General features: G+C 73.1%; 24 protein-coding genes. 13 read left to right on the forward strand and 11 right to left on the reverse strand.

The features are described 5' to 3' along the window. The first annotated feature begins 93 nt into the window (after window positions 1-93). On the forward strand, window positions 94-459 hold the full coding sequence (locus ACWD12_RS05965; protein WP_450098514.1) for an MmcQ/YjbR family DNA-binding protein: 366 nt from the start codon (window positions 94-96) through the stop codon (window positions 457-459). A 64-nt stretch (window positions 460-523) separates the two neighbouring features. Here ACWD12_RS05965 and ACWD12_RS05970 read toward each other — a convergent pair whose 3' ends face one another. The 3 genes from ACWD12_RS05970 to ACWD12_RS05980 form a co-directional block, all read right to left on the reverse strand. Further along, a complete protein-coding gene (locus ACWD12_RS05970) occupies window positions 524-1,414 on the reverse strand; it encodes an amidohydrolase family protein (protein ID WP_450098515.1) in 891 nt (296 codons plus the stop codon). A 51-nt stretch (window positions 1,415-1,465) separates the two neighbouring features. Further along, window positions 1,466-2,344: a sugar phosphate isomerase/epimerase family protein gene (locus tag ACWD12_RS05975; RefSeq protein ID WP_450098516.1), complete on the reverse strand. Its 879-nt coding sequence runs from the start codon at window positions 2,342-2,344 to the stop codon at window positions 1,466-1,468. A gap of 167 nt (window positions 2,345-2,511) precedes the next feature. Beyond that, window positions 2,512-2,955, reverse strand: a complete 444-nt coding sequence (locus ACWD12_RS05980; protein ID WP_450098517.1) for a hypothetical protein — start codon at window positions 2,953-2,955, stop codon at window positions 2,512-2,514. Window positions 2,956-3,136: 181 nt separating this feature from the next. Here ACWD12_RS05980 and ACWD12_RS05985 point away from each other — a divergent pair, with 181 nt between their 5' ends. Together ACWD12_RS05985 and ACWD12_RS05990 are read left to right on the forward strand one after the other, a co-directional pair. Then, window positions 3,137-4,132: a zinc-dependent alcohol dehydrogenase gene (locus tag ACWD12_RS05985; protein WP_450098518.1), complete on the forward strand. Its 996-nt coding sequence runs from the start codon at window positions 3,137-3,139 to the stop codon at window positions 4,130-4,132. 62 nt (window positions 4,133-4,194) lie between these two features. Continuing rightward, window positions 4,195-4,836: a DUF523 domain-containing protein gene (locus ACWD12_RS05990; protein ID WP_450098519.1), complete on the forward strand. Its 642-nt coding sequence runs from the start codon at window positions 4,195-4,197 to the stop codon at window positions 4,834-4,836. On the opposite strand, the gene ACWD12_RS05995 is transcribed toward ACWD12_RS05990, so the two are convergent. Continuing rightward, entirely contained in the window at window positions 4,830-5,351 is a 522-nt protein-coding gene (locus ACWD12_RS05995; protein WP_450098520.1) for a winged helix-turn-helix transcriptional regulator, read from the reverse strand. The genes ACWD12_RS05990 and ACWD12_RS05995 overlap by 7 nt on opposite strands. Window positions 5,352-5,416: 65 nt before the next feature. Between ACWD12_RS05995 and ACWD12_RS06000 the strand changes: the two genes are divergently transcribed. Continuing rightward, window positions 5,417-5,920, forward strand: coding sequence for a PaaI family thioesterase (locus ACWD12_RS06000; protein WP_358349604.1), 504 nt, complete (start codon window positions 5,417-5,419; stop codon window positions 5,918-5,920). A gap of 11 nt (window positions 5,921-5,931) precedes the next feature. After that, on the forward strand, window positions 5,932-6,501 hold the full coding sequence (locus ACWD12_RS06005; protein ID WP_450098521.1) for a DinB family protein: 570 nt from the start codon (window positions 5,932-5,934) through the stop codon (window positions 6,499-6,501). Between the two features lie 39 nt (window positions 6,502-6,540). On the opposite strand, the gene ACWD12_RS06010 is transcribed toward ACWD12_RS06005, so the two are convergent. Beyond that, complete coding sequence (locus tag ACWD12_RS06010) at window positions 6,541-9,975, reverse strand: AfsR/SARP family transcriptional regulator (RefSeq protein WP_450098522.1); 3,435 nt, start codon at window positions 9,973-9,975, stop codon at window positions 6,541-6,543. A 305-nt stretch (window positions 9,976-10,280) separates the two neighbouring features. Here ACWD12_RS06010 and ACWD12_RS06015 point away from each other — a divergent pair, with 305 nt between their 5' ends. Next, the gene (locus ACWD12_RS06015; protein ID WP_450098523.1) at window positions 10,281-11,918 is read left to right on the forward strand and encodes an MFS transporter; all 1,638 of its coding nucleotides are present in this window, start codon (window positions 10,281-10,283) and stop codon (window positions 11,916-11,918) included. 235 nt (window positions 11,919-12,153) lie between these two features. On the opposite strand, the gene ACWD12_RS06020 is transcribed toward ACWD12_RS06015, so the two are convergent. Then, on the reverse strand, window positions 12,154-12,960 hold the full coding sequence (locus ACWD12_RS06020; protein WP_358349593.1) for an SDR family NAD(P)-dependent oxidoreductase: 807 nt from the start codon (window positions 12,958-12,960) through the stop codon (window positions 12,154-12,156). Window positions 12,961-13,162: 202 nt separating this feature from the next. On the opposite strand from ACWD12_RS06020, the gene ACWD12_RS06025 reads away from it, so the two are divergent. Both ACWD12_RS06025 and ACWD12_RS06030 read left to right on the forward strand, forming a co-directional pair. After that, window positions 13,163-13,711: a TetR/AcrR family transcriptional regulator gene (locus tag ACWD12_RS06025; protein ID WP_358349591.1), complete on the forward strand. Its 549-nt coding sequence runs from the start codon at window positions 13,163-13,165 to the stop codon at window positions 13,709-13,711. Window positions 13,712-14,136: 425 nt separating this feature from the next. Next, window positions 14,137-15,624 carry an MFS transporter gene (locus tag ACWD12_RS06030; RefSeq protein ID WP_450098757.1) on the forward strand — a complete coding sequence of 496 codons (1,488 nt, stop codon included), beginning with the start codon at window positions 14,137-14,139 and terminating at the stop codon, window positions 15,622-15,624. Between the two features lie 125 nt (window positions 15,625-15,749). Here ACWD12_RS06030 and ACWD12_RS06035 read toward each other — a convergent pair whose 3' ends face one another. Next, on the reverse strand, window positions 15,750-16,583 hold the full coding sequence (locus ACWD12_RS06035; RefSeq protein ID WP_450098524.1) for a glutamate racemase: 834 nt from the start codon (window positions 16,581-16,583) through the stop codon (window positions 15,750-15,752). Window positions 16,584-16,869: 286 nt separating this feature from the next. On the opposite strand from ACWD12_RS06035, the gene ACWD12_RS06040 reads away from it, so the two are divergent. Then, the gene (locus ACWD12_RS06040; protein ID WP_450098525.1) at window positions 16,870-17,040 is read left to right on the forward strand and encodes a hypothetical protein; all 171 of its coding nucleotides are present in this window, start codon (window positions 16,870-16,872) and stop codon (window positions 17,038-17,040) included. Window positions 17,041-17,437: 397 nt separating this feature from the next. Here the strand turns inward: ACWD12_RS06040 and ACWD12_RS06045 are convergent, their stop codons facing one another. After that, window positions 17,438-17,929, reverse strand: coding sequence for an HIT family protein (locus ACWD12_RS06045; protein ID WP_450098526.1), 492 nt, complete (start codon window positions 17,927-17,929; stop codon window positions 17,438-17,440). Window positions 17,930-18,228: 299 nt separating this feature from the next. On the opposite strand from ACWD12_RS06045, the gene ACWD12_RS06050 reads away from it, so the two are divergent. Continuing rightward, window positions 18,229-20,439: a heavy metal translocating P-type ATPase gene (locus tag ACWD12_RS06050; RefSeq protein ID WP_450098527.1), complete on the forward strand. Its 2,211-nt coding sequence runs from the start codon at window positions 18,229-18,231 to the stop codon at window positions 20,437-20,439. A 98-nt stretch (window positions 20,440-20,537) separates the two neighbouring features. Here the strand turns inward: ACWD12_RS06050 and ACWD12_RS06055 are convergent, their stop codons facing one another. Next, window positions 20,538-20,975 (reverse strand): RpiB/LacA/LacB family sugar-phosphate isomerase, encoded by a 438-nt coding sequence (locus tag ACWD12_RS06055; protein WP_450098528.1) that lies wholly within the window; start codon window positions 20,973-20,975, stop codon window positions 20,538-20,540. Window positions 20,976-21,156: 181 nt separating this feature from the next. Here ACWD12_RS06055 and ACWD12_RS06060 point away from each other — a divergent pair, with 181 nt between their 5' ends. Together ACWD12_RS06060 and ACWD12_RS06065 are read left to right on the forward strand one after the other, a co-directional pair. Further along, window positions 21,157-22,062 (forward strand): helix-turn-helix domain-containing protein, encoded by a 906-nt coding sequence (locus tag ACWD12_RS06060; protein ID WP_450098529.1) that lies wholly within the window; start codon window positions 21,157-21,159, stop codon window positions 22,060-22,062. A 171-nt stretch (window positions 22,063-22,233) separates the two neighbouring features. Next, window positions 22,234-22,629, forward strand: a complete 396-nt coding sequence (locus tag ACWD12_RS06065; RefSeq protein WP_450098530.1) for a VOC family protein — start codon at window positions 22,234-22,236, stop codon at window positions 22,627-22,629. Window positions 22,630-22,650: 21 nt separating this feature from the next. Here ACWD12_RS06065 and ACWD12_RS06070 read toward each other — a convergent pair whose 3' ends face one another. Then, window positions 22,651-23,493, reverse strand: a complete 843-nt coding sequence (locus tag ACWD12_RS06070) for a metallophosphoesterase (RefSeq protein WP_450098531.1) — start codon at window positions 23,491-23,493, stop codon at window positions 22,651-22,653. 217 nt (window positions 23,494-23,710) lie between these two features. On the opposite strand from ACWD12_RS06070, the gene ACWD12_RS06075 reads away from it, so the two are divergent. Beyond that, window positions 23,711-24,184: a GNAT family N-acetyltransferase gene (locus ACWD12_RS06075; protein ID WP_450098532.1), complete on the forward strand. Its 474-nt coding sequence runs from the start codon at window positions 23,711-23,713 to the stop codon at window positions 24,182-24,184. A gap of 101 nt (window positions 24,185-24,285) precedes the next feature. Here ACWD12_RS06075 and ACWD12_RS06080 read toward each other — a convergent pair whose 3' ends face one another. Continuing rightward, entirely contained in the window at window positions 24,286-24,756 is a 471-nt protein-coding gene (locus tag ACWD12_RS06080; protein WP_450098533.1) for a helix-turn-helix transcriptional regulator, read from the reverse strand. Window positions 24,757-24,795: the final 39 nt, after the last annotated feature.

Here is a 24,795-nt window from a genome sequence, read left to right on the forward strand (position 1 = left end):
CGCCGTTCGGCGGGTCGCACGGCTACGGGTGTCGAGGCCGCGGCATACCGTTGCGGCAGGGCGGTCGGCGACCGGGGTGACGGAGGTTCGGGCATGGCGACCAACGCGGACGACGTACGCCGCGAGGCTCTGGCGCTGCCGGAGACGAGCGAGAAGTTCACCTGGAACACCCCGACGTTCCGGGTGCGCGACAAGATCTTCGCCGCGCTCGGCGAGGACGACACATCGGTCGCGTTCCGGTGCCCGCGCGAGGAGCGCGCCGAGCTGATCTCCTCGGAGCCGGACAAGTTCTTCATGCGCGCGGGCCACGACGACAACTACGACTGGATCCGCGCGCACCTCGCGGCGGTCGACGACGTCGAGGAGTTGCGCGCGATACTCCTTGACGCCTGGCGCATGACCGCGCCCAAACGGGTGATCAAGGCGTACGACGAGGCCCGCGCCGCCGACGACTCCTGATCGGACCGGCCGGGCCGGCGGGCAGGGTCTACGACGACGCCGAACCGGTGTCCGGCAGTGTGCGTCACGCCTCGACGGCGAACATCCGGGCCGCGTTGTCATGGCAGACCGCGCGCAGCCAGGCGTCGCCCAGGTCCAGGCGGGCGAGGGCGTCGAGTGCCTCGTAGTAGGGGTACGGGATGTTGGGGAAGTCGCTGCCCAGCAGGATGCGGTCCGCGAAGTCCAGGAGCCGCGGCAACTGGTCCTTCGGGAAAGGCGCGTCGGCCTCGGTGAACGCGGTGAAGGCCATGGTCGTGTCGAGGTGCACGCCCTCGTACCGCTCGGCGAGGTCGAGGAAGTCGCCGTACTCCGGTAGCCCCATGTGCGCGACGATCATGCGCAACGACGGGTGCCGGGCAAGCAGTTGCGCGACGGGCTCAGGGCCGGTGTGCCTGCCGGGCATCGGTCCCGAGCCGCAGTGCGTGACGACGGGGATGCCGGCCTCGGCGAGGACGCCCCAGACCGGATCGAGCAGGGGGTCGTTGGGGTCGTACGCGCCGACCTGGAGGTGTGCTTTGAACAAGCGCGCGCCGTCCGTGATCGCGCGTTCGACGTACGCCGCCGCGTCCGGCTCCGGGAAGAACGTCGCGGTGTGCAGGCAGTCGGGGGTCCGTGCGGCGAAGTCCGCGCCCCAGGCGTTGAGCCAGGCGGCCATGTCGGGCTTGTGCGGGTACAGCAGCGCGGTGAAGCGGCGGACCCCGAACTCACGCAACCGGGCGACGCGCTTGTCCTCCTCGATGCGGTACGCGATCGGCCAGGGCCGCCGGGTGAGCGGGCCCGCCCGGTCGAAGTAGGCCCACACCTTGGCGAGCACACGTTGCGGCATGAAGTGCGTGTGCACATCGATCAGTCCCGGGAGGCCGAGGCCCTGCCAGAACCCGGCCACCTGTGCGTCGCTGTGCTCGGTCGCAATCATCCGGCCATCGTGCCACTGCGTGGCCGGTACACGCAGTGACTGGAGGCGAACTCAGGCGGCCGGCAAGGCGCGCGCGGCGTCCGCGGCAACCTGTGCGGCGGCGGCCGGACCGAGGCGGGCGAGGTCGTCGGAGAACACCTCGACGCCGACCGGCGCGTCGACCCCGGCGGCGCGCAGCGCCGCGAGCACTCCGGCCACGTCGGCGTCGCCGCGGCCGGGCAGGAGGCGTCGGTGCATGGTCTCGTCCATGAGGTCCATGGCGTGGGGCGCTTGCCCCGCGGTGCCGTTCGCCGGGAGAGCGGGGGCGTCGCTGATCTGGATCCCGTTGACCCGGCGCGCGAGGTCCGGGCCGAGGTCGGCCGCGGTGCCGCCGGAGCGGTACAGGTGCCAGGTGTCGAGCAGGATCCCGCCGTTGGGCCGGTCGGCGAGGCCGACGATCCCGGCCGCCGCACGGATGTCCGGGATGCCGGACCAGGGCAGGAACTCCAGGTGGACGAGGAGGCCGTACGCGGCGGCCCGGTCGCACAGTTCGGCGAACGCCTCCGCGGCGCGCTCCGCCTCGACCACCGCCCCCGCGATCTCCACGACGTTGAGCGAGCGCGCGCCGAGCGCCTCGGCCATCTCCCAGAACACGTCCGCGGGGACGGCGAAGCCGGACGCGTCGGCGTCCGCGCCCGCTTCCGGCGGCGCGGCCGGGGCTTTGGGCAGCCAGTCGGTGACGGCGTCGAGTTCGCCGACGGCGAGGCCGTTGTCGGCGAGGACGGCACGCATGTCGGCGGCGGTCAGCCCCTCGTCGATCGCGCGCTGCCAGTCCTGCGCCCACAGCGTGATCCCGGCGAACCCGGCGGCCGAGGCCGCCTCGGCGCGCTCACGGAAGCCGCTGCCCAGCACCGTCCCGGCGCACAGCACCAGGTCGTCCGCTCCCAGCACACGCACCACTCCCCTGCGAACGATCGACCTGGGGACGACTATTCGTCCTCAGGTGTCGAAAGTTCGTGCATGCTAGGGGCAGGCGGTCGCGAAGTGAAGGCCCCGCCCGGCCGCCGGCGCCGTTGCGGCCGTTGCGGCCGTCGCATCCGGTGACGTCGTCGGGTCCGCTACGGGCACTTGAGGCCACTGCGGGCGCTGGACAGCGTGCCGCTCAAGGTCTCCAGCGGAACCTTCAGCGCGTCGACGGTCTGCTGGACGGTCGAACTGTCCCCGACCGACTCGAGCACGGACTTGACCGCGCCGGCCGCCGCCTTGACCGCGGCTCCGGCCGCCGAGTTGAGGTCGCCCGACGATTCGGCCAGCGACGACAGGTCGTCGGTGACCTTGTCGACCGAACTCTTCACCTCGTCCTTGCTCGTGGTCGCGGGGTCCAGCGAGGCCAGGGAGTCGGTGTCCTTCTTCAACCGGTCCAGGTCGCCGCAGGCCGCGGTGGCCGCCGCACTGGCCGACTTGGACGCCTTCGCCTCGGGAGACTCGTCGTCGTCCGAGCATGCGGAAACGGACACCAGGACGGCCGCGGACAGGGCCGCCGCACACAGTCGGCGCTTCACAGGACCTCACTTCGCCGCGCTTTGCCTATAGCTATAAACAACCACAAATCACCACTAACCTCACACGCCCCATCTGCCCCGGCAACCGGGCGGAGCCATCCGGGCGTCACCCCGAAGCCCGACGTGGTTCGATATCTCGACCACGATGACGGAGAGTCCGAACACTGAGAGGGCGGCGGACATGCGCGCAGTGCGGGGCAAGGCGACGGGGACAGGCACTGGCGCGAATGGCGGCGGCGCGGCCGTCGAAGTGGTCGACGTCGCCGATGTGCCGGGCGTACCGGGTGCGGACCGCGAGATCGAACTCGTCGCGGCCGGAATCTGCGGGTCCGACCTCGGGTACCTCGCGATGGGGAGCACCCTGCTGCTCGGGCACGAACTCGCGGGCATCGGCGCCGACGGCGCGGCGTACGCCGTCGAGGCGGTCTTCGGCTGCGGCACCTGCGCCCAGTGCGCCGCCGGGCACCGTAACCGGTGCGTCGACGTGCACCTGCGCGTGCCGGGCATGACGATCGACGGCGGCATGGCCGAGCGGTACGCCGTTCCCGCGACCGCCCTCGTCCCGCTCCCCGACGGCCTCGCGGTCCGCGACGCCTGCCTGGTCGAACCGTCCGCCGTGGCGTGGCGTGCCGCGCGCCTCGCGGGCGTCGCCCCCGGGAGCCGGGTGGCGGTGGTCGGCGGCGGCGCGATCGGCCTGCTCGCGGTCGCCGCCGCACAGGCGCTCGGAGCGTCCGAAGTGGCGCTCTCGGCAAGGCGGATCGAGCGGGTCGAGGCCGGACGGCGACTCGGCGCGGCCATCGTGTCGGACGCCGCGTCCGGCGCCGGCGGCTACGACGTCGTCATCGACGCCGCCGGAACCGCGGGAGCCCTCACCGACGCGGTCGGCCTGCTGGCACCCGGCGGCACGCTGTCGATCGCGGCGCTGCACGCAGGCGACCTGCCACTGCCGTTCCTTCCGTCGTTCCTGAAGGAGGCGCGCGTCGTGATGTCGATGGCGTACGGCGCCGACGAGCACGGCGTCCGCGACGTCGACCAGGCCGCGCGCATGCTCGCCGCACGCCCGGACGTCGCCGCGTCGGTGATCACGCACCGCTTCCCGCTCGAAGACGCCGCCGAGGCGTTCCGCGTCGCCGCCGACCGTTCGACCGGCGCGATCAAGGTCGTGGTCGAACCCTGACCCGGCCGGGCGGGCGTACGCTGCCGGGAGAACAGCCGCGGAGAACAGCGAGGAGGCCGCCGATGGGTGCCGCGACGCCCGCCGCAAAGCCCGCCGCCACGAAGCACAAGGTCCTGGTCAGCCGCTGCCTGCTCGGACACCGGGTGCGCTACGACGGCGGCACGCAGGAGCGGCTCGCGGTGCTGGCGGCCTGGGAGGCGGACGGCCGCATCGTGCCCGTGTGCCCCGAGGTCGAGGGCGGCCTGCCGACGCCCCGGCCGCGCGCGGAGATTCCCGGGGGCCAGGGCGCCCAGGTGCTCGACGGCACGGAACGGGTGCTCACTCACGAGGGCGCCGACGTGACAGGGCCCTACCTGGAAGGCGCCCGGATCTGCCTGGAGTTGGCGGCCCGGCACGGAATTCGGGTGGCGGTACTGAAAGCGCGCAGCCCGTCGTGCGGGAACCGCGAGGCGTACGACGGCACGTTCACCGGCACGCGCGTGACCGGCGAGGGTGTCGCGGCGGCGGCGCTCCGCAGGGCGGGGGTGCGCGTCTTCAACGAAGACGAACTCGACGCCGCCCGCGCCGCATTGGAAGCCCTGGACCACCTGGACGACGCCGTTCGCCCGCCCCAACCGGACTCCCCCACCACTGCGGACGACGCGTCCCGCCGACCGGGCTCAGCGACGGGACCCAGTGACGGGCTCACTGACGGGGCTCACTGACGGGGCTCGGCGAACGGGCGCGCGGCAGGGCCCGGGTGGACGGTGACGTCGCGGTTCGTCAGGTGCGTGTGCCCGTCCGCGCATTCCACGACCACGCGTACCGGCGCACCGCAGTCGGCGTGCCGGATGTCGAGCATGAGGCCGACCGGGTCGCCGTGGTGCCGGTCGCCGAACTGCTTGAGGGCGAGCAGCACCGGCCACAGCTCCCATCCCTTGGCCGTCACCCGGTACTCCAGGCGCGACCGGGTGCCCGGCTCACGGTAGGGACGGGTCTCCAGCAGGCCGCCCGCGACCAGCTTGCGCAGCCGGTCGGCGAGTACGGCCTCGGACATGCCGACGTGGCGCCGGAAGTCGTCGAACCGGCGTACACCGTTGACCGCGTCGCGCAGGATCAGCAGCGACCACTTCTCGCCCACCACGTCCAGCGTGCGCCGGACCGGGCAGTTCTCCGGGTCGATCCCCAGCCATCCGAGGTCTGCGGGCGGCTCCACCGGGTTGTCCGCACGGGTGTCCATGGGGGTATGGTACTCACCTGGCTTCATTTTTAGCAGCCAGCAGGGTGGAGTCCGAGGAGCTGAGCATGGGCAGGTCGCGCACGTATTCATGGGACGACCCGGCGGTGACCGCCGAAGGCGCCGCGTCGATGGCGGGCCTGGAGTTCCTGAACGCGATGATCGCGGGCCGTTTCCCGGCGCCGCCGATCGCCGCGACGCTCGGCTTCACCCTCGACGAAGTCGAGCACGGGCGCGCCGTGTTCTCGATGACACCCGGCGAGGAGCACTACAACCCGATCGGCAGCGTGCACGGCGGGGTGTACGCGACGCTGCTCGACTCCGCGGCGGGCTGCGCGGTGCACACCACCCTGCCCGCCGGCATGGCCTACACCTCGCTCGACCTGTCGACCCGCTTCCTGCGGCCGATCGGCTTCGACACCGGCCGGATCCGCGCGGTCGGGCGCGTCCGCACCCAGGGGCGCCGCACCGCGATGGCGGAGGCCGAACTGCTCGACTCCCGCGACCGGCTGCTCGGCCACGCCACGAGCACATGCATGATCTTCCCGATCCCGGGCGCACCGTCCGCATAGAGTCGGGGGCCATGAGCACTGCCGACGCGAGCACGGACGGAAACGCGGGCGACAATGCGGACGGGACGGCCGGCGTACCCACGCGGCGCATCGACCCGCCGTATCTGGGCGGCGAGCGCGAGACGCTGCGGGCGTACCTCGACTACCACCGCGCGACGCTCGCGTGGAAGTGCGACGGGCTCGGCACCGAGGAGTTGCGCAAGCGCTCGATGCCACCGTCGACGCTGACCCTGCTGTCGTTGGTCCGGCACATGGCCGAGGTCGAGCGCACCTGGTTCCGGCGGGTCGTCAACGGCGAGGACATCCCGCTGCGCTGGTCCGCCGAGGGTGACTTCCAGGTCGCGTACGACGCCTCCGCGTCGACGCGCGAGGAGGCGTTCGACGCGTGGCAGACCGAGGTCGCGCACGCGCGCCGCATCGAAGCCGCCGCGGAGTCGCTGGACGTGACGGGCCATCAGGCGCGCTGGGGCCAGGACGTCTCGCTGCGCTTCGTGATGCTGCACATGATCCACGAGTACGCCCGCCACAACGGCCACGCCGACTTCCTCCGCGAAGGCGTGGACGGCACCACCGGCGCGTAGCGCACCACACGTGGACCTCGCGACACGCACGCGTATCGGTCAGGGTGCCGCGTGCTCGGTCTCGTTCCCGCTTCCGTACGCGGCCGCGTACGCCTCGTCGCCCAGCCTCTTGCGGGCCGCCGACTCGATGCGGTCGACATCCGTGCGCTCGGCGGACGCCAGCGGATGGCCGGTCGAGGCACGGGCCCGGTGCGCGGCGCCGAGCAGGGCCGCTCCCCGTGCCGCGTCGCCGGCCAGCACGGCCGCCCCCGCGAGTCCCTCGTAGGCGAGGGCGATCATGCGCGGGTCACCGACCCGGCGGGCCGCCGCGAGGCCTTCGCGGTGGTACCTCTCCGCCGCCTCGGCGTCGCCCCGTAGTTCGGCGATGAATCCGAGCTCCGCCACGGTGATGGCGACTCCCGGAGGGCCGTCGTTGGTACGCGACCAGTCGAGCCACGGCAGCAGCATGCGTTCGGCGTCGTCGTACCGGCCCTGGCGGCGCGCGGCCAAGGCGAGGCCCATCTCGGCGAACATCGCCGCCGCCTCGTCGTCCAGGTCGTGGGCGATGCGCAGCGCGCGCTCGTGGAACGCGTCGGCGTCGGCGAAGTCGCCGCCGAGCATCGCGTACCGGCCGAGCAGGGCCAGGCGTCCGGAGTACTCGGCCCACAGCCCCAGTTCCTCCGCGATGCGGAGCCCGTCGCGCGCGATGGCCGCGGCCTGCGCGTATTCGCCGCGGACCTCGGCGAGCGTGCCGAGGGTGTCGCCCGCGCGCAGGACGCCCCAGCGGTCGCCGAGGCGCGTGAACAGCCGGTGGCTCTCCTCGGCATAGCGGCGGCAGGCGGCGAGGTCGCCGTCGACCTGTGTCCCGTACGCGGTCAGGCTCAGCGCGGCGGCGATTCCCCACTGGTCGCCGAGCGCGCGCAGGGTCGTGAGGGCGCGGGCGCAGATGGCCCGGCTGTCGCTCGAATCGCCGTACCACCAGAACGCGGTGGCCAGCAGCAGTTCGGCGTACGCGAGGTCGCGTGTGCCCTCCGCGTCCGTCGTCTCGGGGTCGAACTCCGCGAGCGCGTCCTTGGCCGTACCGAGGCCACCCGCGTCGACGTCGGCGGCCATGGCGACGGCCGCGCGCAGGACGATCGCGCGCGTACGCAGCCCCGGGGGCGCCTCGCCCGCCGCCGCAAGGGCCGTGTCCAGAACGCGGCATGCCTCGCGTGAGCGGCCTCTGACGTACCACGACCAGGTGGCGGCGGTCGCCAGGCGCAGCGCGCTCGCCGCGTCGCCGTGGGCGGCCGCGTGTTCGACGGCGCGCCGCAGGTTGGCGTTCTCGGCTTCGAGGAGTCCGAGCCAGCGGCGTTGCCCGGGGCCGCGGAGGTGCGGTTCGGCGCGCACCGCGAGGTCGGCGAAGTAGTGGTGGTGGCGTTCCGCAGCCGCCGCGAACTCGTCTGCCTCGCGCAGGCGTTCGAGGCAGTACTCGGCGACGGACTCCAACAGGCGGTAGCGGGGTCGTCCGGTGCCGTGGTGCGCGACGGCGACGAGCGACCGGTCCACAAGCCGGGCGAGGACGTCGGCGACGTCCGCCGACAGCACGTCCCCGGCCGCGCACACCGCCTCGGCGGAGTCCAAGGTGCAGCCGTCGGCGTGCACGGCGAGGCGGCGCAGCACCGCGCGTTCGGTCTCGCCGAGCAGGTCCCAGCTCCAGTCGATGGCGGCACGGAGGGTCTGCTGACGCGCGGGTCCGCCGCGTTGCCCGGTCCCGAGTACGCGGAAACGGTCGTCGAGGCGGTCCGCCAACTCGTGGACGCCGAGCGCGCGGACCCGGGTCGCGGCGAGTTCGAGGGCGAGCGGGATGCCGTCCAGGCGCCGGACGACGGTGGCGACGGCCGGTGCGGTGTCGGCGTCGAGGGTGAAGCCGGGGGCCGCGGCGGCGGCGCGGTCGAGGAACAGGCGTACGGCGCCTGCCTCGGCCATCGCCCGCAGGTCGGTCTCGGAGGCCGGGCCGCCGAGCGCGGTCCACCCTGTCGCGGCCGTCCCGGATGTCCGGGATGTTCGGGTCGTCGCGCCATCTCGGGCGGGCGAGGGTGGTGCCGGTGCCGGCGGCAGGCTCAGCGGCGGGACCGGCCACTGCACCTCCCCCGGTACGGCCAGCGGTTCCTGACTGGTCGCCAGCACCGTCAATCCCGGAGAAGTGCGCAGCAGCGCCGCGACGACCTCGGCGGCCGGCTGGATCACGTGCTCGCAATTGTCAAGGACGAGCAGCAGTTCCCGGCCGCGCAGCGCGGTGGCCAGGCGTTCGACCACGGACACGGAACTGCGTCCCATGGCGCCCTTGATGTCCTCCCGCAGGTCGTCGCGCAGTTCGAGCGCGGTCGCGATCACGTCGGCGATGTCGGAGACGTCGCAGAGGCACTCGGTCGACGGGAGCCGGCCGGCGAGTTCGACGAGCCAGACACCGTCGGGGAACGCCTCGGGCGAGCCCTGGGCGGCGCTCGCCAGCGCGAGGCGGGTCTTGCCCACTCCGGCGGGGCCGGTGAGGGTCACCAGGCGGCCGGCCGCAAGGAGTCCGGCGACCTCCTCGACGGCCTGGTCGCGGCCGACGAGGGTGGTCAGTGCGGTCGGCAGATTGCTGCGGCGGCGCGGCGGCCGGTCGGCGGCCTGCGGCGGGTCGAGTGCGGGGTCCTGCTCCAGGATCGCCTGGTGCAGGGCGAGGAGTTCGGGTCCGGGGTCGACGCCGAGCTCGTCGGCCAGGCGGTCGCGGAGTTCGCGGAAGCCGTCGAGGGCCTCGCTCTGGCGTCCGGAGCCGTAGAGGGCCCGCAGGTGTGCGGCGTGCAGGCGTTCGCGCAGCGGGTGGCGGGCGGTCAGGGCGGCCAGTTCCGCGACCAGTAGGCGGTGTTCGCCGAGTTCGAGCCGGGCTTCGGCGCGTTCCTCCAGCGCGGTGAGGCGCTCCTCTTCGAGGCGGTCGGCCCAGGCGCGGGCGAAGGGCAGGTCGCCGAAGTCCGCGAGGGCGCTGCCGCGCCACAGGGCGAGGGCGTCGGTGAGCAGGGCCGCGCGCGTGCGCGGGTCGTCCGTGTCGCGGGCGCGGGCGACGAGGGCCGCGAAGGCGTCGGCGTCGAGGGTGGCGGTGTCCGGGTCCCCTGGGGGGTCGTCGCCGGGACGTGTGCCGTCCGGATGTTTGCCACCGGGACGTGCGCCGCCGGAAGGGCCTTCGTCCGCGGCCAGCAGGTAGCCGGGACGCCGCGAGACGACGAGGTCGCGCGCTCCCGGGTTCGCCTCGTCGAGGGCGCGGCGCAACTGGGAGACCTTGGCCTGCAGCGCGTTGGCGGGGTTGGCCGGGAGGGCGTCGCCCCACAAGTGGTCCACGAGCGCGTCGGCGGAGACGGCCCGGCCGCGCTCGGCGAGGAGGGCGGCGAGGAGCGTACGCACCTTCAACTCGGGGACCCGCACCGGCCTCCCGTCGGCGGTCCACACCTCCAGCGGACCCAGGACTCCGAAGCGCATCCCGTCACGGTAATGCACCGACACCGCCGACGCCGCCCGTTATGCGCGGGATGACCTGCGGGAATGCCGCCGGAGGCGCTTTGCCTCCGAACCACGGCAGCCGACCCGAAGCCGACCGTAAGCCGATCCGAAGCCCCTCTCGGCAGTGTGCGGTTGTCGGTCGAACTCGGGCGGTCCGGCCGGCCCCCGGCCACGTCCTCCCGGCCGCCCCGCCCCGTCCGCGTCACCTGACCGCCATAGGCCGCCCCGCGACCACCCCGCGACCGCCCGCCTGTTCTCGTCCCCGCCTTCCTCAGGAGTCCGTCATGCATGTCACCGCCGCCGCAGGCACCGAAGTCCCGGCACGGGCCGACCGCCGGGCGTGGCTGGGCCTGGCCGTGCTGGCCCTCGCGACGCTGCTGCTGTCATTCGACGTCACGCTGCTCTATCTCGCGGCACCACAACTGAGCGCGGATCTCGATCCGAGCAGCACCCAGATGCTCTGGATCATGGACATCTACAGCTTCATGATCGCGGGCTTCATGGTGACCATGGGCACGCTGGGCGACCGCATCGGCAGGCGCAAGGTCCTGCTGGTCGGCGCGCTGGCGTTCGGGGCGGCGTCGCTGCTCGCGGCGTACGCGCCGAACGCCGAGACCCTGATCGCCGCCCGTGCCCTGCTGGGGGTGGCGGGCGCGAGCATCATGCCGTCCACGCTGTCGCTGATCGGGCTGCTGTTCCGCGATCCGCGGCAGCGGGCGTTCGCGATGGGCGTCTGGGCCGCGGCGTTCTCGGTGGGCGTCGCGCTCGGCCCGGTCATCGGCGGGCTGATGCTGGAGGTCTTCTGGTGGGGCTCGGTGTTCCTGCTGGCGGTTCCGATCATGGGCGTGCTGCTGGTGGCCGGCCCACTCCTGCTGCCGGAGTACCGCAACCCCGAGGGCGGTCGCCTCGACCTGGTGAGCGTCGTGCTGTCGCTGGCCGCCATCCTGCCGATCGTCTACGGCATCAAGCAGATCGCCAAGCACGGCGTGGACGGCGTCTCGGTCGGCGCGCTGGTCGTCGGGGTGGCCATGGGCGTGTGGTTCGCGCTGCGGCAGCGCGGCCTGGAGCACCCGCTGCTGGACATACGCCTGTTCGCGAACCGTTCCTTCAGTGCGGCCCTGGCCACCAGCACGCTGGTCGGTGCGGCGCTGGGCGGCACGTACCTGTTCATCACGCAATACCTGCAACTCGTCGAGGAGCTGTCCCCGCTCGAATCGGGACTGCTGCTGGTGCCGGGATCGCTCGCCCTGATCGGCACGTCGATGCTCGCGCCGGTGCTCACCCGGCGGATCCGCCCCGCGTACGTGCTGACCGTCTCGATGCTCGTCTCCGCGACCGGCTACGCGCTGCTCACCCAGGTCGACGAGGGCGGACTCGCGATCCTGGTCACCGGGTTCATCCTGCTGTACGCCGGCACCGGACCGGAGATGTCGCTCGCCACCGACCTGGTGGTCGGGTCGGCTCCGCAGGAGAAGGCGGGTTCGGCGTCCGCGATGCACTCCACGGGCGGTGAGCTCGGCATCGCGTTCGGCGTGGCGGTGATCGGCAGCATCGGCACCGCGGTCTACCGCGACGAGTTGTCGGGGCGGATCCCCGAGTCGGTGCCGGCGGACGCGGCGAGTGCCGCGGAGGACTCGATGGCCGGGGCGCACGCCGCGGCGGCCGAACTGCCGGACACGGTCGCGCGGTCGCTCATGGAGCCGGCCCGCGAAGCGTTCGTGAGCGGCCTGGGTGCGGTGTCGGTGGTGGCGACGGCGCTCATCGTGGCGCTGACCGTGCTGGTTCTCGTGGCCCTGCGGCACGTGCCGCCGACGGCGGCGGGCACGGTTCCGGGCGCCGGGAACGACGACTCCCCGGACGCCGGGCAGGACGCCGGACCGGGCCCCGCCGCGGACGCCGCCCCGGTGACGGCCCGCGCCTGACGGGTTCCTGCCCACGGCTCAGCACCCGGCGTTCACGGCTCGGCGTTCAGGGCTCGGGGCTCGGGGCTCGGGCTTCCGGGCACGGCGCGCCGCACGCCGTTCCCGGCCGAGGCCGGCAAGTCCCCGCCCGATCGGGGGACTTGCCGGCCTCGGCTTTCCGATTCCGCTCTTGGCCTTCGCTTTCGGTGCTGCGCTTTGGGCCTTCGCTTTGGGCCTTCGCTTTCCGTGTTCCGCGTCAGTGGACGGTCAGACCGCCGTCTGGGCTGATCACCTGGCCGGTGATGTAGCTGCCCGCGTCCGAGGCGAGCAGCAGCGCGGGGCCGACCATCTCCTCCGGCGCGGCCATGCGGCCCATCGGGGACGACTTGGCCATCGACGCGACGACCTCGGGCGTGTTGTTGCGCACCATGTCGGTGTCGACGGTGCCGGGGGCCAGGGCGTTGACGCGGATGTTCTCGGGGGCGAGGGCGCCGGCCGCGGAGCGCGTGAACGCCAGCAGGCCGGACTTCGCGGAGGCGTACAGCGACGTCGGCTCCGAGCGCAGGAAGACCCCGGCGCTGATCACGTTGATGACGGAGGCGCCGACCGTGCTACGGCGCAGGTGCGGCAGCGCGTACTGGGTCAGGAACACCGGGCCGCGCAGGTTGACGTGGAACGACTTCTCCCACGCCTCGGGCGTGTACTGCCCGATCGGGAGGGTGAGCGGGTTCGCGGCGTTGTTGACCACGATGTCGATGCCGCCGAAGCGCTCGACCGTACGGTCCACGAGGTTCTGCAGCGCGTCGAGTTCGCCCATGTGCGTGGCCACGGCGAGGGCCTCGCCGCCCGTGGCCTCGATGTCCTTGACCGCCGCGTCGCACGAGTCGGCCTTGCGGCTGGCGACCACGACCTTGGCGCCACGCGCCGCGAAGCCCTTGGCGATGGCCAGGCCGATGCCGCGGCTGCCGCCGGTGACGATCGCCACGCGTCCGGTCAGGTCGAACGGATCACGCGCGGCGCCCTGGCCTGCGTCGGGGGCGGTGCTGGTCGGGTTGTCGGACATCGGGCCTCCGTGCCGTCGTCGCCTGTGCCGTGGGTGCGTCGCGGAGAACCGCGTGCAGCACCTGAGAAAACCGGTTTTCTTAGCTCTGGTCAAGTTCTTGCTACCACCCGCGGACCGCGCTCCGGAAGGGCGGTTGACCGCGCGGGCCGCACGGAGGAAATCCACTGAGACATTCATGTCTCATATGAGGTATCATCGGATCATGTCCACCGACCGCGAGCACGTCCTGCGCGAAGCCGCGACCCAGTTGATCCGGCGTCCCGCGTCCTCCATGGACGAGATCGCGCGTGCGGCCGGGATCAGCCGGGCGACCCTGCACCGGCTCTACCCGGGGCGCGACGCCCTCGCCCTCGCTCTCGGGGCCCGCGCGCTGGAGCAGGTGGAGGCCGCGGTCGACGCGGCCCGCATCGAAGAGGGCGACGCGGGCGACGCGTTGCGGCGGCTGGTGGACGAGCTGATGCCGATCGCCGAGTTCCTCGGGTTCCTCTACGGCGAGAACGCGCTGCTGGACGTCCCCGAGATCGACGCGGCGTGGGAGCGCATCGACGGGCGCGTGACCGCGGTCGTACGCGAGGGCCAATTGGCCGGAACGGTACGCGTCGACCTGCCCGCGCAGTGGATCAGCGAGGCGGCGTTCTCACTGGCCGTCGGGGCCGGCTGGTCCGTGCGCGACGGGCGGCTCGCCCGGCGCGAGGCGCCGCGCGTGGTCGTCGAGCTGCTGCTCGGCGGGGTGCTGCGGCGGGAGTCGTAGGTCCCGGAGACCTCTTCGGCCCGGTCCTCCCCGCACTTCCCACCACTCCCTGCGGACGCCCTGCCCGCGCGCTGCTCCTCCCCCGCGACTCCGCCCGCCGGCCCGGACCTCTCCGAGCCCTCGGCGACGCCGCCCACGGCCCGCCCGTGCACCCGATCCCGCCCGGTCCGACCACCTGCGGGGTGTCTGATCGCGACACCTCTCCGTCCCACGCCCCGTGAAGCTTCGTCCCTGCGACGCCTCCCCTCCTTTCCGCCGCCCCCTTTCCGCTGCTTCTCCCCTACCTGCCCCACCCTGACCTGGGACTTCCCGTGAACCACTCACCCGCCGACACCACAACGCACTCACCCGCCGGCCCTCCGGGCAAGACCGCATCCTCCGGCCACGCCGAGGGCGAGGGCGCACACCCGGGCCGCTGGCTCGCCCTGACCGTGCTGACGCTGGCCGTACTGCTCGTCGCGATCGACGCGACCGTGCTGGGGCTGGCCGTGCCGTTCCTCAGCGCGGATCTCCAGCCGTCCGGCTCGCAGTTGCTGTGGATCGGGGACGCGTACTCGTTCGTCATCGCGGGTCTGCTGGTGTCCATGGGCACACTCGGCGACCGGCTGGGCCGCAAGCGGCTGCTGCTGTGGGGCTCGGCGGCGTTCGGCCTGCTGTCGCTGGTGGCGGCGTACGCTCCGTCCGCCGAGGCGCTGATCGCCGCCCGCGCGGCGATGGGTGTCGCGGGTGCGACGCTCATGCCGTCGACATTGGCCCTGATCCGCAACCTGTTCCCCGACCCGCGTGAGCGCAGCTTCGCGATCGGCATCTGGGGTGCGATGTCGATGGCCGGTGCCGCGGTCGGCCCGGTGGTCGGCGGGCTGCTCCTGGAACACTTCTGGTGGGGCTCGGTCTTCACGATCAACCTGCCGGTGATGGCTCTGCTGATCGTCGTCGGCGTCAGGGTGCTGCCGGAGTCCCGTAACCCGAACCCGGGTCCGTGGGACGTCCCCAGCGCGCTGCTGTCGCTGGTCGGCATGATCGCCGTCGTGTACGCGGTCAAGAAGACGGCCGCGTACGGCCCGCACTGGGAGGCGGTGGCGTCCGGCGTCCTCGGGGTGGCCGCGCTCGTGTGGTTCACCCGTCGCCAGTTCTCGCTACCGGTGCCGCTGCTGGACATGCGGCTGTTCCGCAACCGCAACTTCTCCGGTGCGGTGCTGGCCGACCTGCTCACCGTCTTCGGGCTGTCGGGCGTGGTGTTCTTCCTGTCGCAGTACTTCCAGCTCGTGCAGGGCCTCAGCCCGCTCAAGGCCGGTCTGGCCGAACTGCCCGCGACCGTCGGCGCCGTCTTCACCGGCGTCGTGGCCGGGCTGATCGCCCGCCGCCTGTCGCCGCGCCTCGTGGTCTCCACGGGTCTCGCGGCGGTGGGCCTGGCACTGGGCGCGCTCGTGGCGCTGGACGACGGCTCGCACTATGCGCTCGTCGGCACCGCGCTGCTGTTCGTCGGCCTGGGCGCGGGGCTGTCGTTCACCGTGACCGCCGACCTGATCATGTCCAGCGCGCCGAAGGAGAACGCGGGCGCGGCGTCGGCGATCTCGGAGACCGCGTACGAACTCGGCGCGGCACTCGGCATCGCGCTGCTCGGCTCGGTGATCACCGGCGTCTACCGCGGGCACCTCACCGTGCCGTCCGGCGTCGACGGCTCGGCCGCGCACGCGGCGAACGACTCCTTTGCCGGCGCGGTCGACGCGGCCGGCGCCCTGCCGGACCCGCTGGGCACCGCGCTGGCCGCCTCGGCGCAGGACGCGTTCCTCGACGGCCTGCGCATAGCCGCGGGCGCGGGCGCGGTCGTCCTCGTCGCCGCCGCCGTCGCCGCGTGGTTCATGCTCCGCGGATCCCGGCTCGCGGAACACGACGACCACGCGGACCACTGAGCCCGAGACCCACAACCCCACAGCCCACAGCCGCACGGTCCGTACAGCCGCAATGCCTATGGAAAGGGCTGAGAGCGCAGGGGTTCTACGGGCAGCGCCGAACCGTACGGGGCCACGACCGGCGGTCACTCCAGCAGCAGCGTCCCGCTCGTCGCGCCGCGCACCGACACCGCGGGCGGCAGGAACTCCAGCGGCATCGCCGCCGCGGCCGCCAGTGCCCGGCCCACGGGGTACCGGTGCGCGGTCGGCGGCAGGACGCCGGGGCGACCGCTGGCGACCACGTCCACGCGGCCGGGAGTGCCGGACGGTGCGTGGTCGGTGCCGAGCCTGCGGAGCGCCTGCCGGGCGACGGCTTCGGCGCTGTCGTACAACGTGGTGGCCTCGGGAAGGCCGAGCAAGATCTGTTCGGCGACCAGCGGGTAGTGCGTGCAGCCGAGCACGACCGACCCGCACGCGCGTGGTGTCTGCTCGACCGCCGCGGCGACGGCCTGGTCGATAGCGGCGCCGTCGCCGCGGTCCACCGCCTCCGCGAGCCCTGGGCAGGCGACGGGAAACACCTCGATGCCGTCCGCGTGTTCCGCGATCAGGCGCTGCTGGTAGTCGCTCTGGGTGGTTCGCACGGTCGCCCACACGGCGATCGGCACCCCCGCGGCCGCGGCCGGCTTGACGGCGGGGACGGTGCCGATGACCGGGATGTCCGGCTCGAACCGCTCGCGAAGTGTGTCGATCGCGGTGACCGTGGCGGTGTTGCACGGCACGACGAGGGCCTGCGCTCCGCGCTCGACCGCGAGCTCGCCGCCCGCGAGCAGCCGGTCGGTGACGAATTGCGCCGACTTCGAGCCCCACGGCATACCGTCCGGGTCGAGCAGCAGGAGCAGGTCGAGGCTCGGGGCCAGTCGGCGCAGCCAGCCGGCCGTGGGGAGGAGTCCGAGCCCGGAGTCGATCAATGCCACTGTCATCCCGCGAACCTAGCAACCGGCCAACCGGCCAACCCTCCGACGGGCCGGGACCTGCTCTTCGTGTCCGGCGTCGGCGCGTCCCCGACTCCAAAAACCGGTCGTGGTGTCCCGTGCGGTGGCGGAGATAGGCGATGCCCTGCTGCGGCGCGGCGCGGCGCCGCGGCCACGTACCGGGCCCAGGGTGGATCGAGTTCGCCGCGCAGCCGGCAGTGGCAGGCCAGGGCGTAGCCGATTTGCGCGGGGTCGAGGTAGTCCCAGGCGACGGACACCGAAGTAGTCGACTCCGTTGAGCGTGCTGTCGTCGAAGTCGCCCAGCGGGGCGGCCGCCCAGGCCGCGGCGCTCGTGGCGCGGGTGAAGGCGGCGGCGTTGGCGGTGAACACGCCCATGCCGAAGAACACCGTCGCGAGGTCGGTGATGTTCTCGTGCTCCGGTCCGTCGAACCCGGTCCGGCCTTAGCCGAGCAGTCGGGCGTGGGCCAGCTCGTGTCCGAGGGTCGCCACGACGGTGGTCGGCGGTCGACGGGGTCGAATGTGCTCGCCCGGTAGAAGCGCCGGCACCTGCCGACCGTGTGCCGGGGGCGCCGCCGCTGTCGTGCCTCACCGCGGACGGGACGAAGTCCGGTGTCGGCAGCGCGATCTCGCGGCCGAACTCCGCGGTCAGGCGCCGGTACCACCGCTCGATCCAGTCCCGATCGGCCGGGGACACCGGGCAGGTGTGCCCAGTTGCCTTCACCGGCAGCCACGGCGGACGCCCGTAAGTCCACGCATCCCACATCGCACAACCACTGTGCCCGCCCAACACCGTCCGTCCACCCGGAACTTCCGGGAAACGGCGCTGCCGCCCGCCCCGGCGGCTACCCCTCGCCGGCGCCGTTCGGATGCCGCTCGAAGTGCGCGCGCAGCCGGGCCGCCTGGTGTTCGATCTCGGAGTCCGGGAGCTTGGCCTCCCCCGGCCCGAGCGGGAACGGGCGGCCCGGGGCGGGGTCCACGCGGTAGCGCGGGACAAGGTGGGTGTGCAGGTGCGGCAGGCTGTTGCCGAGCGTCTCGTAGTTCATCTTGAGCGGCCGGTAGCAGGCGATCAGGCCGCGCGCCACGGCGAGGACGTCCGCCCAGTACGAGGTCGCCTCGTCCGCGCTCAGTTCCGTCGGCTCGGTGACGTGTCTGCCGCGCCAGACGACGAGGCTGTAGCCCGGACGCACCTCCGCGCGTTGGAGGTAGGCGTCGGTGTGCTCGCCCGCGCGGATGAGCACGCCGTACTCGGTACGCTCCGGCCTCCCCTGCGCGCACATCCCACAGCCGACGCCCTTGACCAGGTCGTCCCAGTCCGCGGGCCAGTCCTCCGCCATACCGCTCCCCCTTGAGCCGCAATGGAATTCGCCGTCGTGGCCGTGTCCCCTGTTCTCGATTGTCGCAGTGGATCGCGCGCCGACCCCGGCGGCGGGCGAAATGGGCAGTGCCAGACCCCCGAACGCTTCGGCACCCGGTTCGCCCCCGGGTCCGTCGCCGGCCGGGTCGCATTTTCCGGTGATCCGGATACATCGGCGGGTGTGCGGGCATCGGGTGCGGACCGGAGCTGCGGGCGTACGCCCGCAAAACGGCACGTTAGACGAGTTCCGGCCTGGGTACCCGTACGGGGTATAGGTTCATGGACACGGACGCGGAGGAGGCCGAGATGACGCACACCGGGCACACCGACGGGCAGCCCCCAAGCCGCGGGCCCGGTGACGCGCACGGCAGTGGCCACGGCGGCCACGCCCCGGGCGAAGGCCATGACGGCCACGAAGAGCGGAAGGACCACGCGCGCCACGACACCCAAGGGGACCGCGACCCGCACGCGGGCCAGGACGCCCACGCAGGGCACGGCGCGCACGGCGAGGTGTTCCGCCGCCTGTTCTGGCGCTGCCTGCTGCTGTCCGTGCCGGTCCTGGTCTTCAGCACGGGCTTCGCCGACCTGTTCGGCTACGAGCCGCCGGAGTTCCCCCTCTCGACCTGGATCCCGCCGGTGCTGGGCACGCTCGTGTTCGGGTACGGCGGCTTGCCGTTCCTGACCGGCGCCCGCACCGAACTGACCGACCGCCGACCCGGCATGATGACGCTGATCGCGATGGCCATCACGGTCGCCTTCGTGGCGTCGTGGGCGGCCACGCTGGAGATCGCCTCGCACGAGCTGGACTTCTGGTGGGAACTCGTTCTGCTGGTCGACATCATGCTGCTCGGCCACTGGCTCGAAATGCGCGCGCTGGGCGCCGCGTCGGGGGCGCTGGAGGCGCTGGCCGAACTGCTGCCGGACACCGCGGAACGGATCGACGCCGACGAGACCGCGCACAACGTGCCCGTCGCGGACCTCGCCGCCGGGGACACCGTGCTGGTCCGGGCGGGCGGCCGGGTGCCCGCGGACGGGCAGGTCGCCGAGGGCTCGGCCGAGTTCGACGAATCGCTCATCACCGGCGAGTCGCGGCCCGCGCGGCGGCAGGCCGGGGACACCGTGGTCGCCGGGACCGTGCTGATCGACAACGTCGTACGCGTGACCGTCACCGCGACCGGTGAGGACACCCAGCTCGCGGGCATCCGCCGCATGGTCGCCGAGGCCCAGAAGTCACGCTCGCGCGCCCAGGCGCTCGCCGACCGCGCCGCCGCACTGCTCTTCTACTACGCCCTCGCCGCCGCGCTGGTGACCGTCGTGGTGTGGTCCGTGCTCGGCGAGACGGGCGGCGCGGTGGAGCGCATGGTCACCGTCCTCGTCATCGCCTGCCCGCACGCACTGGGCCTGGCGATCCCGCTGGTCATCGCCATCTCGACGGAGATCTCGGCCCGGCAGGGCATCCTCGTGAAGGACCGCATCGCCCTGGAGCGCATGCGGGACGTGCAGACGGTGCTGTTCGACAAGACCGGCACGCTCACCAGGGGCGCCCCCGCGGTCACCGCGCACGCCGCGGCCGACGGCCGGGACGCCGGCGAGATGCTGGCCCTGGCGGGCGCGGCCGAGCGCGACAGCGGCCATCCACTGGCCAAGGCGGTGGTCCGGGCCGCGCAGGACGGCGGCGGGAACCTGCCGGGTCCGGTACGGGACTTCCGTACCGAGGAAGGCGTCGGCATCCGCGCCGACGTGGCCGGGCGCGATGTGCGCGTGGGCGGCCCAGGGCTGCTCCGCAACGCACGCCTGACCGCGGACGTACAGCTCGCGGGCCGGGCCGCGGAGTGGTCCCGCCACGGGGCGACCGTCCTCTACGTCGTCGCCGACGGACGCCTTGAGGGCGCGCTGGCGCTCGAGGACGAGGTGCGTCCCGAGTCGTACGAAGCCATCGCCGAACTGCACCGCACGCACGTCAGCGCCGCGATGGTGACCGGCGACGCCCGTCCGGTCGCCGAATGGGTCGCCGGACAGCTCGGCGTGGACTACCTCTACGCCGAGGTCCTGCCACGCGACAAGGACGAGAAGGTCGCCGCCCTGCAACGGCGCGGCCGACGCGTGGCGATGGTCGGGGACGGCGTCAACGACGCCCCGGCGCTGGCCCGCGCGGACGTGGGCATCGCAATCGGGGCGGGCACCGACGTCGCGGTGCAGTCCGCCGGGATCGTGCTGGCCTCGGACGACCCGCGCGCGGTCGTCTCGATCCGCCGCCTGTCCAAGGCCGTGTACGCCAAGATGCGGCAGAACCTGCTGTGGGCCGCCGGGTACAACCTGGTGACCGTGCCGATCGCGGCGGGCGCGCTGGCGTGGGCCGGGATCGACATGCCCATGGAACTGGCGGCGATCCTGATGAGCCTGTCGACCGTGGTCGTGGCCCTGAACGCGCAGCTGCTGCGCCGCCTGGACCTGCGCCCCGAGTCGGCCTCGCGCAACGGCGGGCGCTGAGCCGGTCGTACGGGATCGGCAGGCGGGATCGACATCTGCGGTCGGTCCCGCCGGCCGGTCCCACCATGACGCAACCGGGATTCGGCGACGCGCGAGGCTCAGCCGATGTCGGCGACGTGCGCGACGTTCTCCCGGTCCACGGGGTCGTCGCTCGGCCCGCCGGCGAACCAGGCGTCCAGCATCTCTTGGAGCAGCGGCGCCGAGGTGAGCCGCAGGCTCAGCGCGAGGACGTTGGCGTCCGCCCATTTGCGGGCCCCGTCGGCCATCACGGCGTCCGTGCACAGCGCGGCTCGTACGCCCGCGACCTTGTTCGCCGCGATGGACGCCCCGGCACCGGTCCAGCACGCCACCACGGCCTGGTCCGCGCGTCCCTCGGCGACGGCCCGCGCGGCGGCCTCGGAACACCAGGCCCAGTCCGCGCGCTCGCCGGGCACAAGGGCGCCGAACAGCTCCACCTCGTGGCCGCGCCGCTTCAGTTCCTCGCCGATGAGTTCGGCGACGCCCGCCACCTCGTCCGCCGATACCGCGATCCGCATGCCGGCTCCCCTGGTCTCGTGGCTGTCTCTCTCGTCCGCACGATCTCGTACGCACGGTCTCGTACGCGGCGTCCCGTCCGCACGGACGCGGTCCGGCACGCGTCGCCGTCGCCGCGGGTCACGGCCCCTCCGTCGATGCGCCTGCCTGCCCGTGTCGGACAACGGTGCCACACTGGGCAACATGGGCACGGCCCCGACACTTCCCGGCACCCTTCGCGCCGATCCGGTCCCGGTTCGGGTGCTGCGGCACGCCTCGGTGCTCGGGACCTGGGAGATGGCCCGCCGCGGCCCGCACCCGGCGATGGCCGGCCTGATCGGCGAATACTGCGGCTACATCGAGGAATCCACCGTTCCGGTGCGGCGCCGCCAGGTGGCGGAGCGCCGCGTCGTGCTGATCATCAGCTTCGGTGACCCCATTCGCCTGCACACACTCCCCGGGGTGGACGCGCCCGACGAGACGGTGTCGTTCGTGGCCGGTCTGCACAACGGGCCGACGGTGACCGAGCACGTCGGGGTCCAGGCGGGTGTGCAGGTCGACCTGACACCGCTGGGCGCGTACACGCTGCTCGGTCTGCCGATGGCCGAACTCGCCGACCGCATTGTGCCGTTCGAGGAACTGGCGGACGGCGCCGCGGGCTTCGGCCGGGAACTGCCGGAACGGCTGGCCTGCGCGGCGACTTGGGACGAGCGCTTTGCCCTGCTGGACGCGGTGTGGACGCGCCGGCTCGCGGAGGGGCCGGTGCCGCGGCCCGAGGTCGTACGGTCCTGGGAGCTGCTGGAAGCGTCGCGAGGGTGCGTGGGCGTCGCCCAACTGGCCGACGAGACAGGATGGAGCCGCCGCCACCTCACGGCGCACTTCCGCCGCGAAGTCGGACTGCCGCCGAAGGCCGCGGCCCGCCTGCTGCGGTTCCGGCACGCGGTGGGCCTGCTGGGCGGCCCCGCGCCGCCCGGGCTGGCGATGCTCGCCGACGTGTGCGGCTACTACGACCAGGCGCACCTGAACCGGGACTTCCGCGACCTGGCGGGCTGCACCCCGACCGCGTATGTCGCCGCGCTGCGGCCGGACGGTGCGGGCGTCGAGGGCTGAGGCACGGCTGCCGCCTCCCCTGGCCGGCCACCTTCTCGGCCCTCCTGTCGGCCCGACCTAGGACCGTTCCCATTCGTCCAAGACGCGCGGTGCGACGGGGGCGAGAGTGGAGGGAAGCGGTGTTCCACCGGTGATCGGGGATCCGGAGTTCCGAAGAGAGGAAGTGCGGCCATGTCCGACAAGCCGATTGCCGAGGTGGTCCCCGCCCTGCGGTACCGCGACGCGCCCGCGGCCATCGCGTTCCTGCGGGACGCGTTCGGCCTGGAGCCGACGTTGGTCGTGCCGGGCGAAGGCGACGTGATCCAGCACGCGCAGTTGGCCTGGGGCAACGGGTGCGTCATGCTGGGGAGCCTGCTCGACGGGGGCGACGGCCAGATCGAGATGACGGTGGGCGGCAGTTGCCTCTACCTGATCCTCGACGACGTGGACGCGCACTACGCCCGCGCGGTCGCCGCCGGTGCGGAGATCACGCGCGAGCTCCGCGACGAGGAGTACGGGGGTCGCGGGTACGTGGCCCGCGACCCCGAGGGCAACCAGTGGTGCTTCGGGTCGTACCGCCCCGAGTAGCAGCCGCCGAGGCCGCGGTGGTCAGCCCTCGTGCGCCGCGAGGTAGCGGTCCACCTTGGCGCGCTCGTAGTGGTAGACGGCCTCGACGGGGCCGACCGGCACGAACGTCGCGGTGGCGCAGTCTTCGTACAGGTCGACGCGCGTGTAGCCGACGCCGGTGACGCCCTGGTAGGTGCCCGCGGGCGGGAACACGTCCGCCCGGTACGCGACCGCGGGCGCGGCCCACACCGGGACGCCCGCGAGCGCGCCGCAGGTCGCGTGGTGGTTGTGCCCGGTGAGCACAATGCGCACGTCGGTTCCCGCGATGGCCTCGGCCAGGCGCTCGGGGTCCTTGAGCGAGAGGCGTTCGAGGAACGCCAGCGGCGTGGGGATCGGGGGGTGGTGCAGCGCGAGGACCGTCCCGGCCGGGGCGGGCTGGGCGAGTTCGGCGCGCAGCCAGGCGAGTTGGTCGTCCGTGAGGGCGCCTCCGTGGCTGCCGGGCGTGGTGCTGTCGAGCACGATCACCCGTACGTCGCCCGCCCAGTGCACGAAGTCGTGCGGCTCGTCGCCGGGTTCGGCGCCGAGCAGGCCCTCGCGGAACGCCTCACGGTTGTCGTGGTTGCCCATGCCGAACAGCGCGGGCGCGCCGATGCGCGCGGCCGCGGGCTCGACCAACGCGCGCAGGCGGCGGTAGGCGCGGACGTCCCCGGTGTCGGCGAGGTCGCCGGTGAACAGCAGTGCGGCGGGGGCCAGATCGGCGGACTCGACCGCGTCCAGGGCGTGGCCCATCTGCGTGAGGGTGTCGAGAGTGCCCATGAGCAGCTCGCCCTCGGGCACGATGTGCACGTCGCTGAACTGCACGAGGGTGTGGCGGGGAGTGCGCACGGGCGTTCCTCACTCGGGTGGGTACGGGGTCTCGCGTCGACGCGGTCGACGCTGCCGACACAGTCGACACGTGTCGACCGACCGAGTAGTCCAGCCCCAAAGGGAGACCACGTCAAGGGTCGCACTATGCGTCCGCCGCCGACCGTGCCGCGCACTCCATCGCCTCCGCGACCCGCCCGGCGCAGCACCGGCGGACGCCGCCGGTTATTTTCTCCTGATGGAGTTCACCGCACTCGGCTACCGGCACCCGGACGTACGCAAGCTGTGCGACGAGGTGCAGCAGATATACGTCGACCGCTACGGGGACCCGGACGAGACGCCGGTCGACGAGGCGGACTTCGACCCGCCGACGGGACTTTTCCTGGTCGTGTACGAGGAGGGCCGCGCGCTGGCGTGCGGCGGGTGGCGGATCGGTTCGTACGACGAGCCCGGCCACGACGCGGGCGACGCCGAGCTCAAGCGCATGTACGTCCGGCCCGAGGCCCGCGGCCGCGGGCTCGCCCGGGCCGTGCTCGCCGAGTTGGAGCAGCGGGCGCGCGACGCCGGGCAGCGCCGGATGATCCTGGAGACGGGCGCGCGCCAGCAGGAGGCGATCGCGTTGTACCGCTCCTGCGGCTACGCCGACATCCCGCGCTTCGGCTTCTACAAGGACAGCCCGCTCAGCGTCTGCCTGGCCAAGCCGCTCGGCTGAGCCCCACATCGCAGGTACGTCGTCGCGCCGCGGCCGACCCGCCCGCCCGCTCTCGGCACAGGACGTCCGCGGTCGGGCGCGCGTCGGCGAGCACCGCGGACTCAGTCCACCTGCGGAAGCGCGCCGGGCCCACCCGGGCCGGGCCCGTCTGAGGACCGCATGACCTGACTTGTTCCGCCGGTCCCCCCTGGGCCGCCCCCGCCCGCACCTGCGCCGGCGTTCCCCGTCCGCACCGCGCCCGAGCCGTTCCCCGCGGCACCCGGGGGCGCGTCGTGGAAGGCGTCCTCGGGCAGGCCGAGGGCGTCCGCGACCGCGCGGCCGAGGTCGGCCGGGTGCCGGAGCGAGGTGCCCGGGGTCACTTCGTACGTGTTGCGCCGACCGGTCTTGGTGCGCCTGAGATAGCCGGCCTCTTCCAGGTCGGCGAGGATGCCCTGCACGGTGCGCTCGGTGAGCAGGCAGGTGGCGGCGATGTCCCGCACCCGGGCGTCGGGGTCCCGGGCGATCACCGCGAGGACACGCGCGTGATTGGTGAGAAAGGTCCACGAGGGACGAGCGTCGTCGAACTCACTCATCACCCCATCGTAGGACGACTCATTCCGGCAATAGAACAT

The sequence above is a fragment of the Streptodolium elevatio genome, from assembly GCF_053592165.1.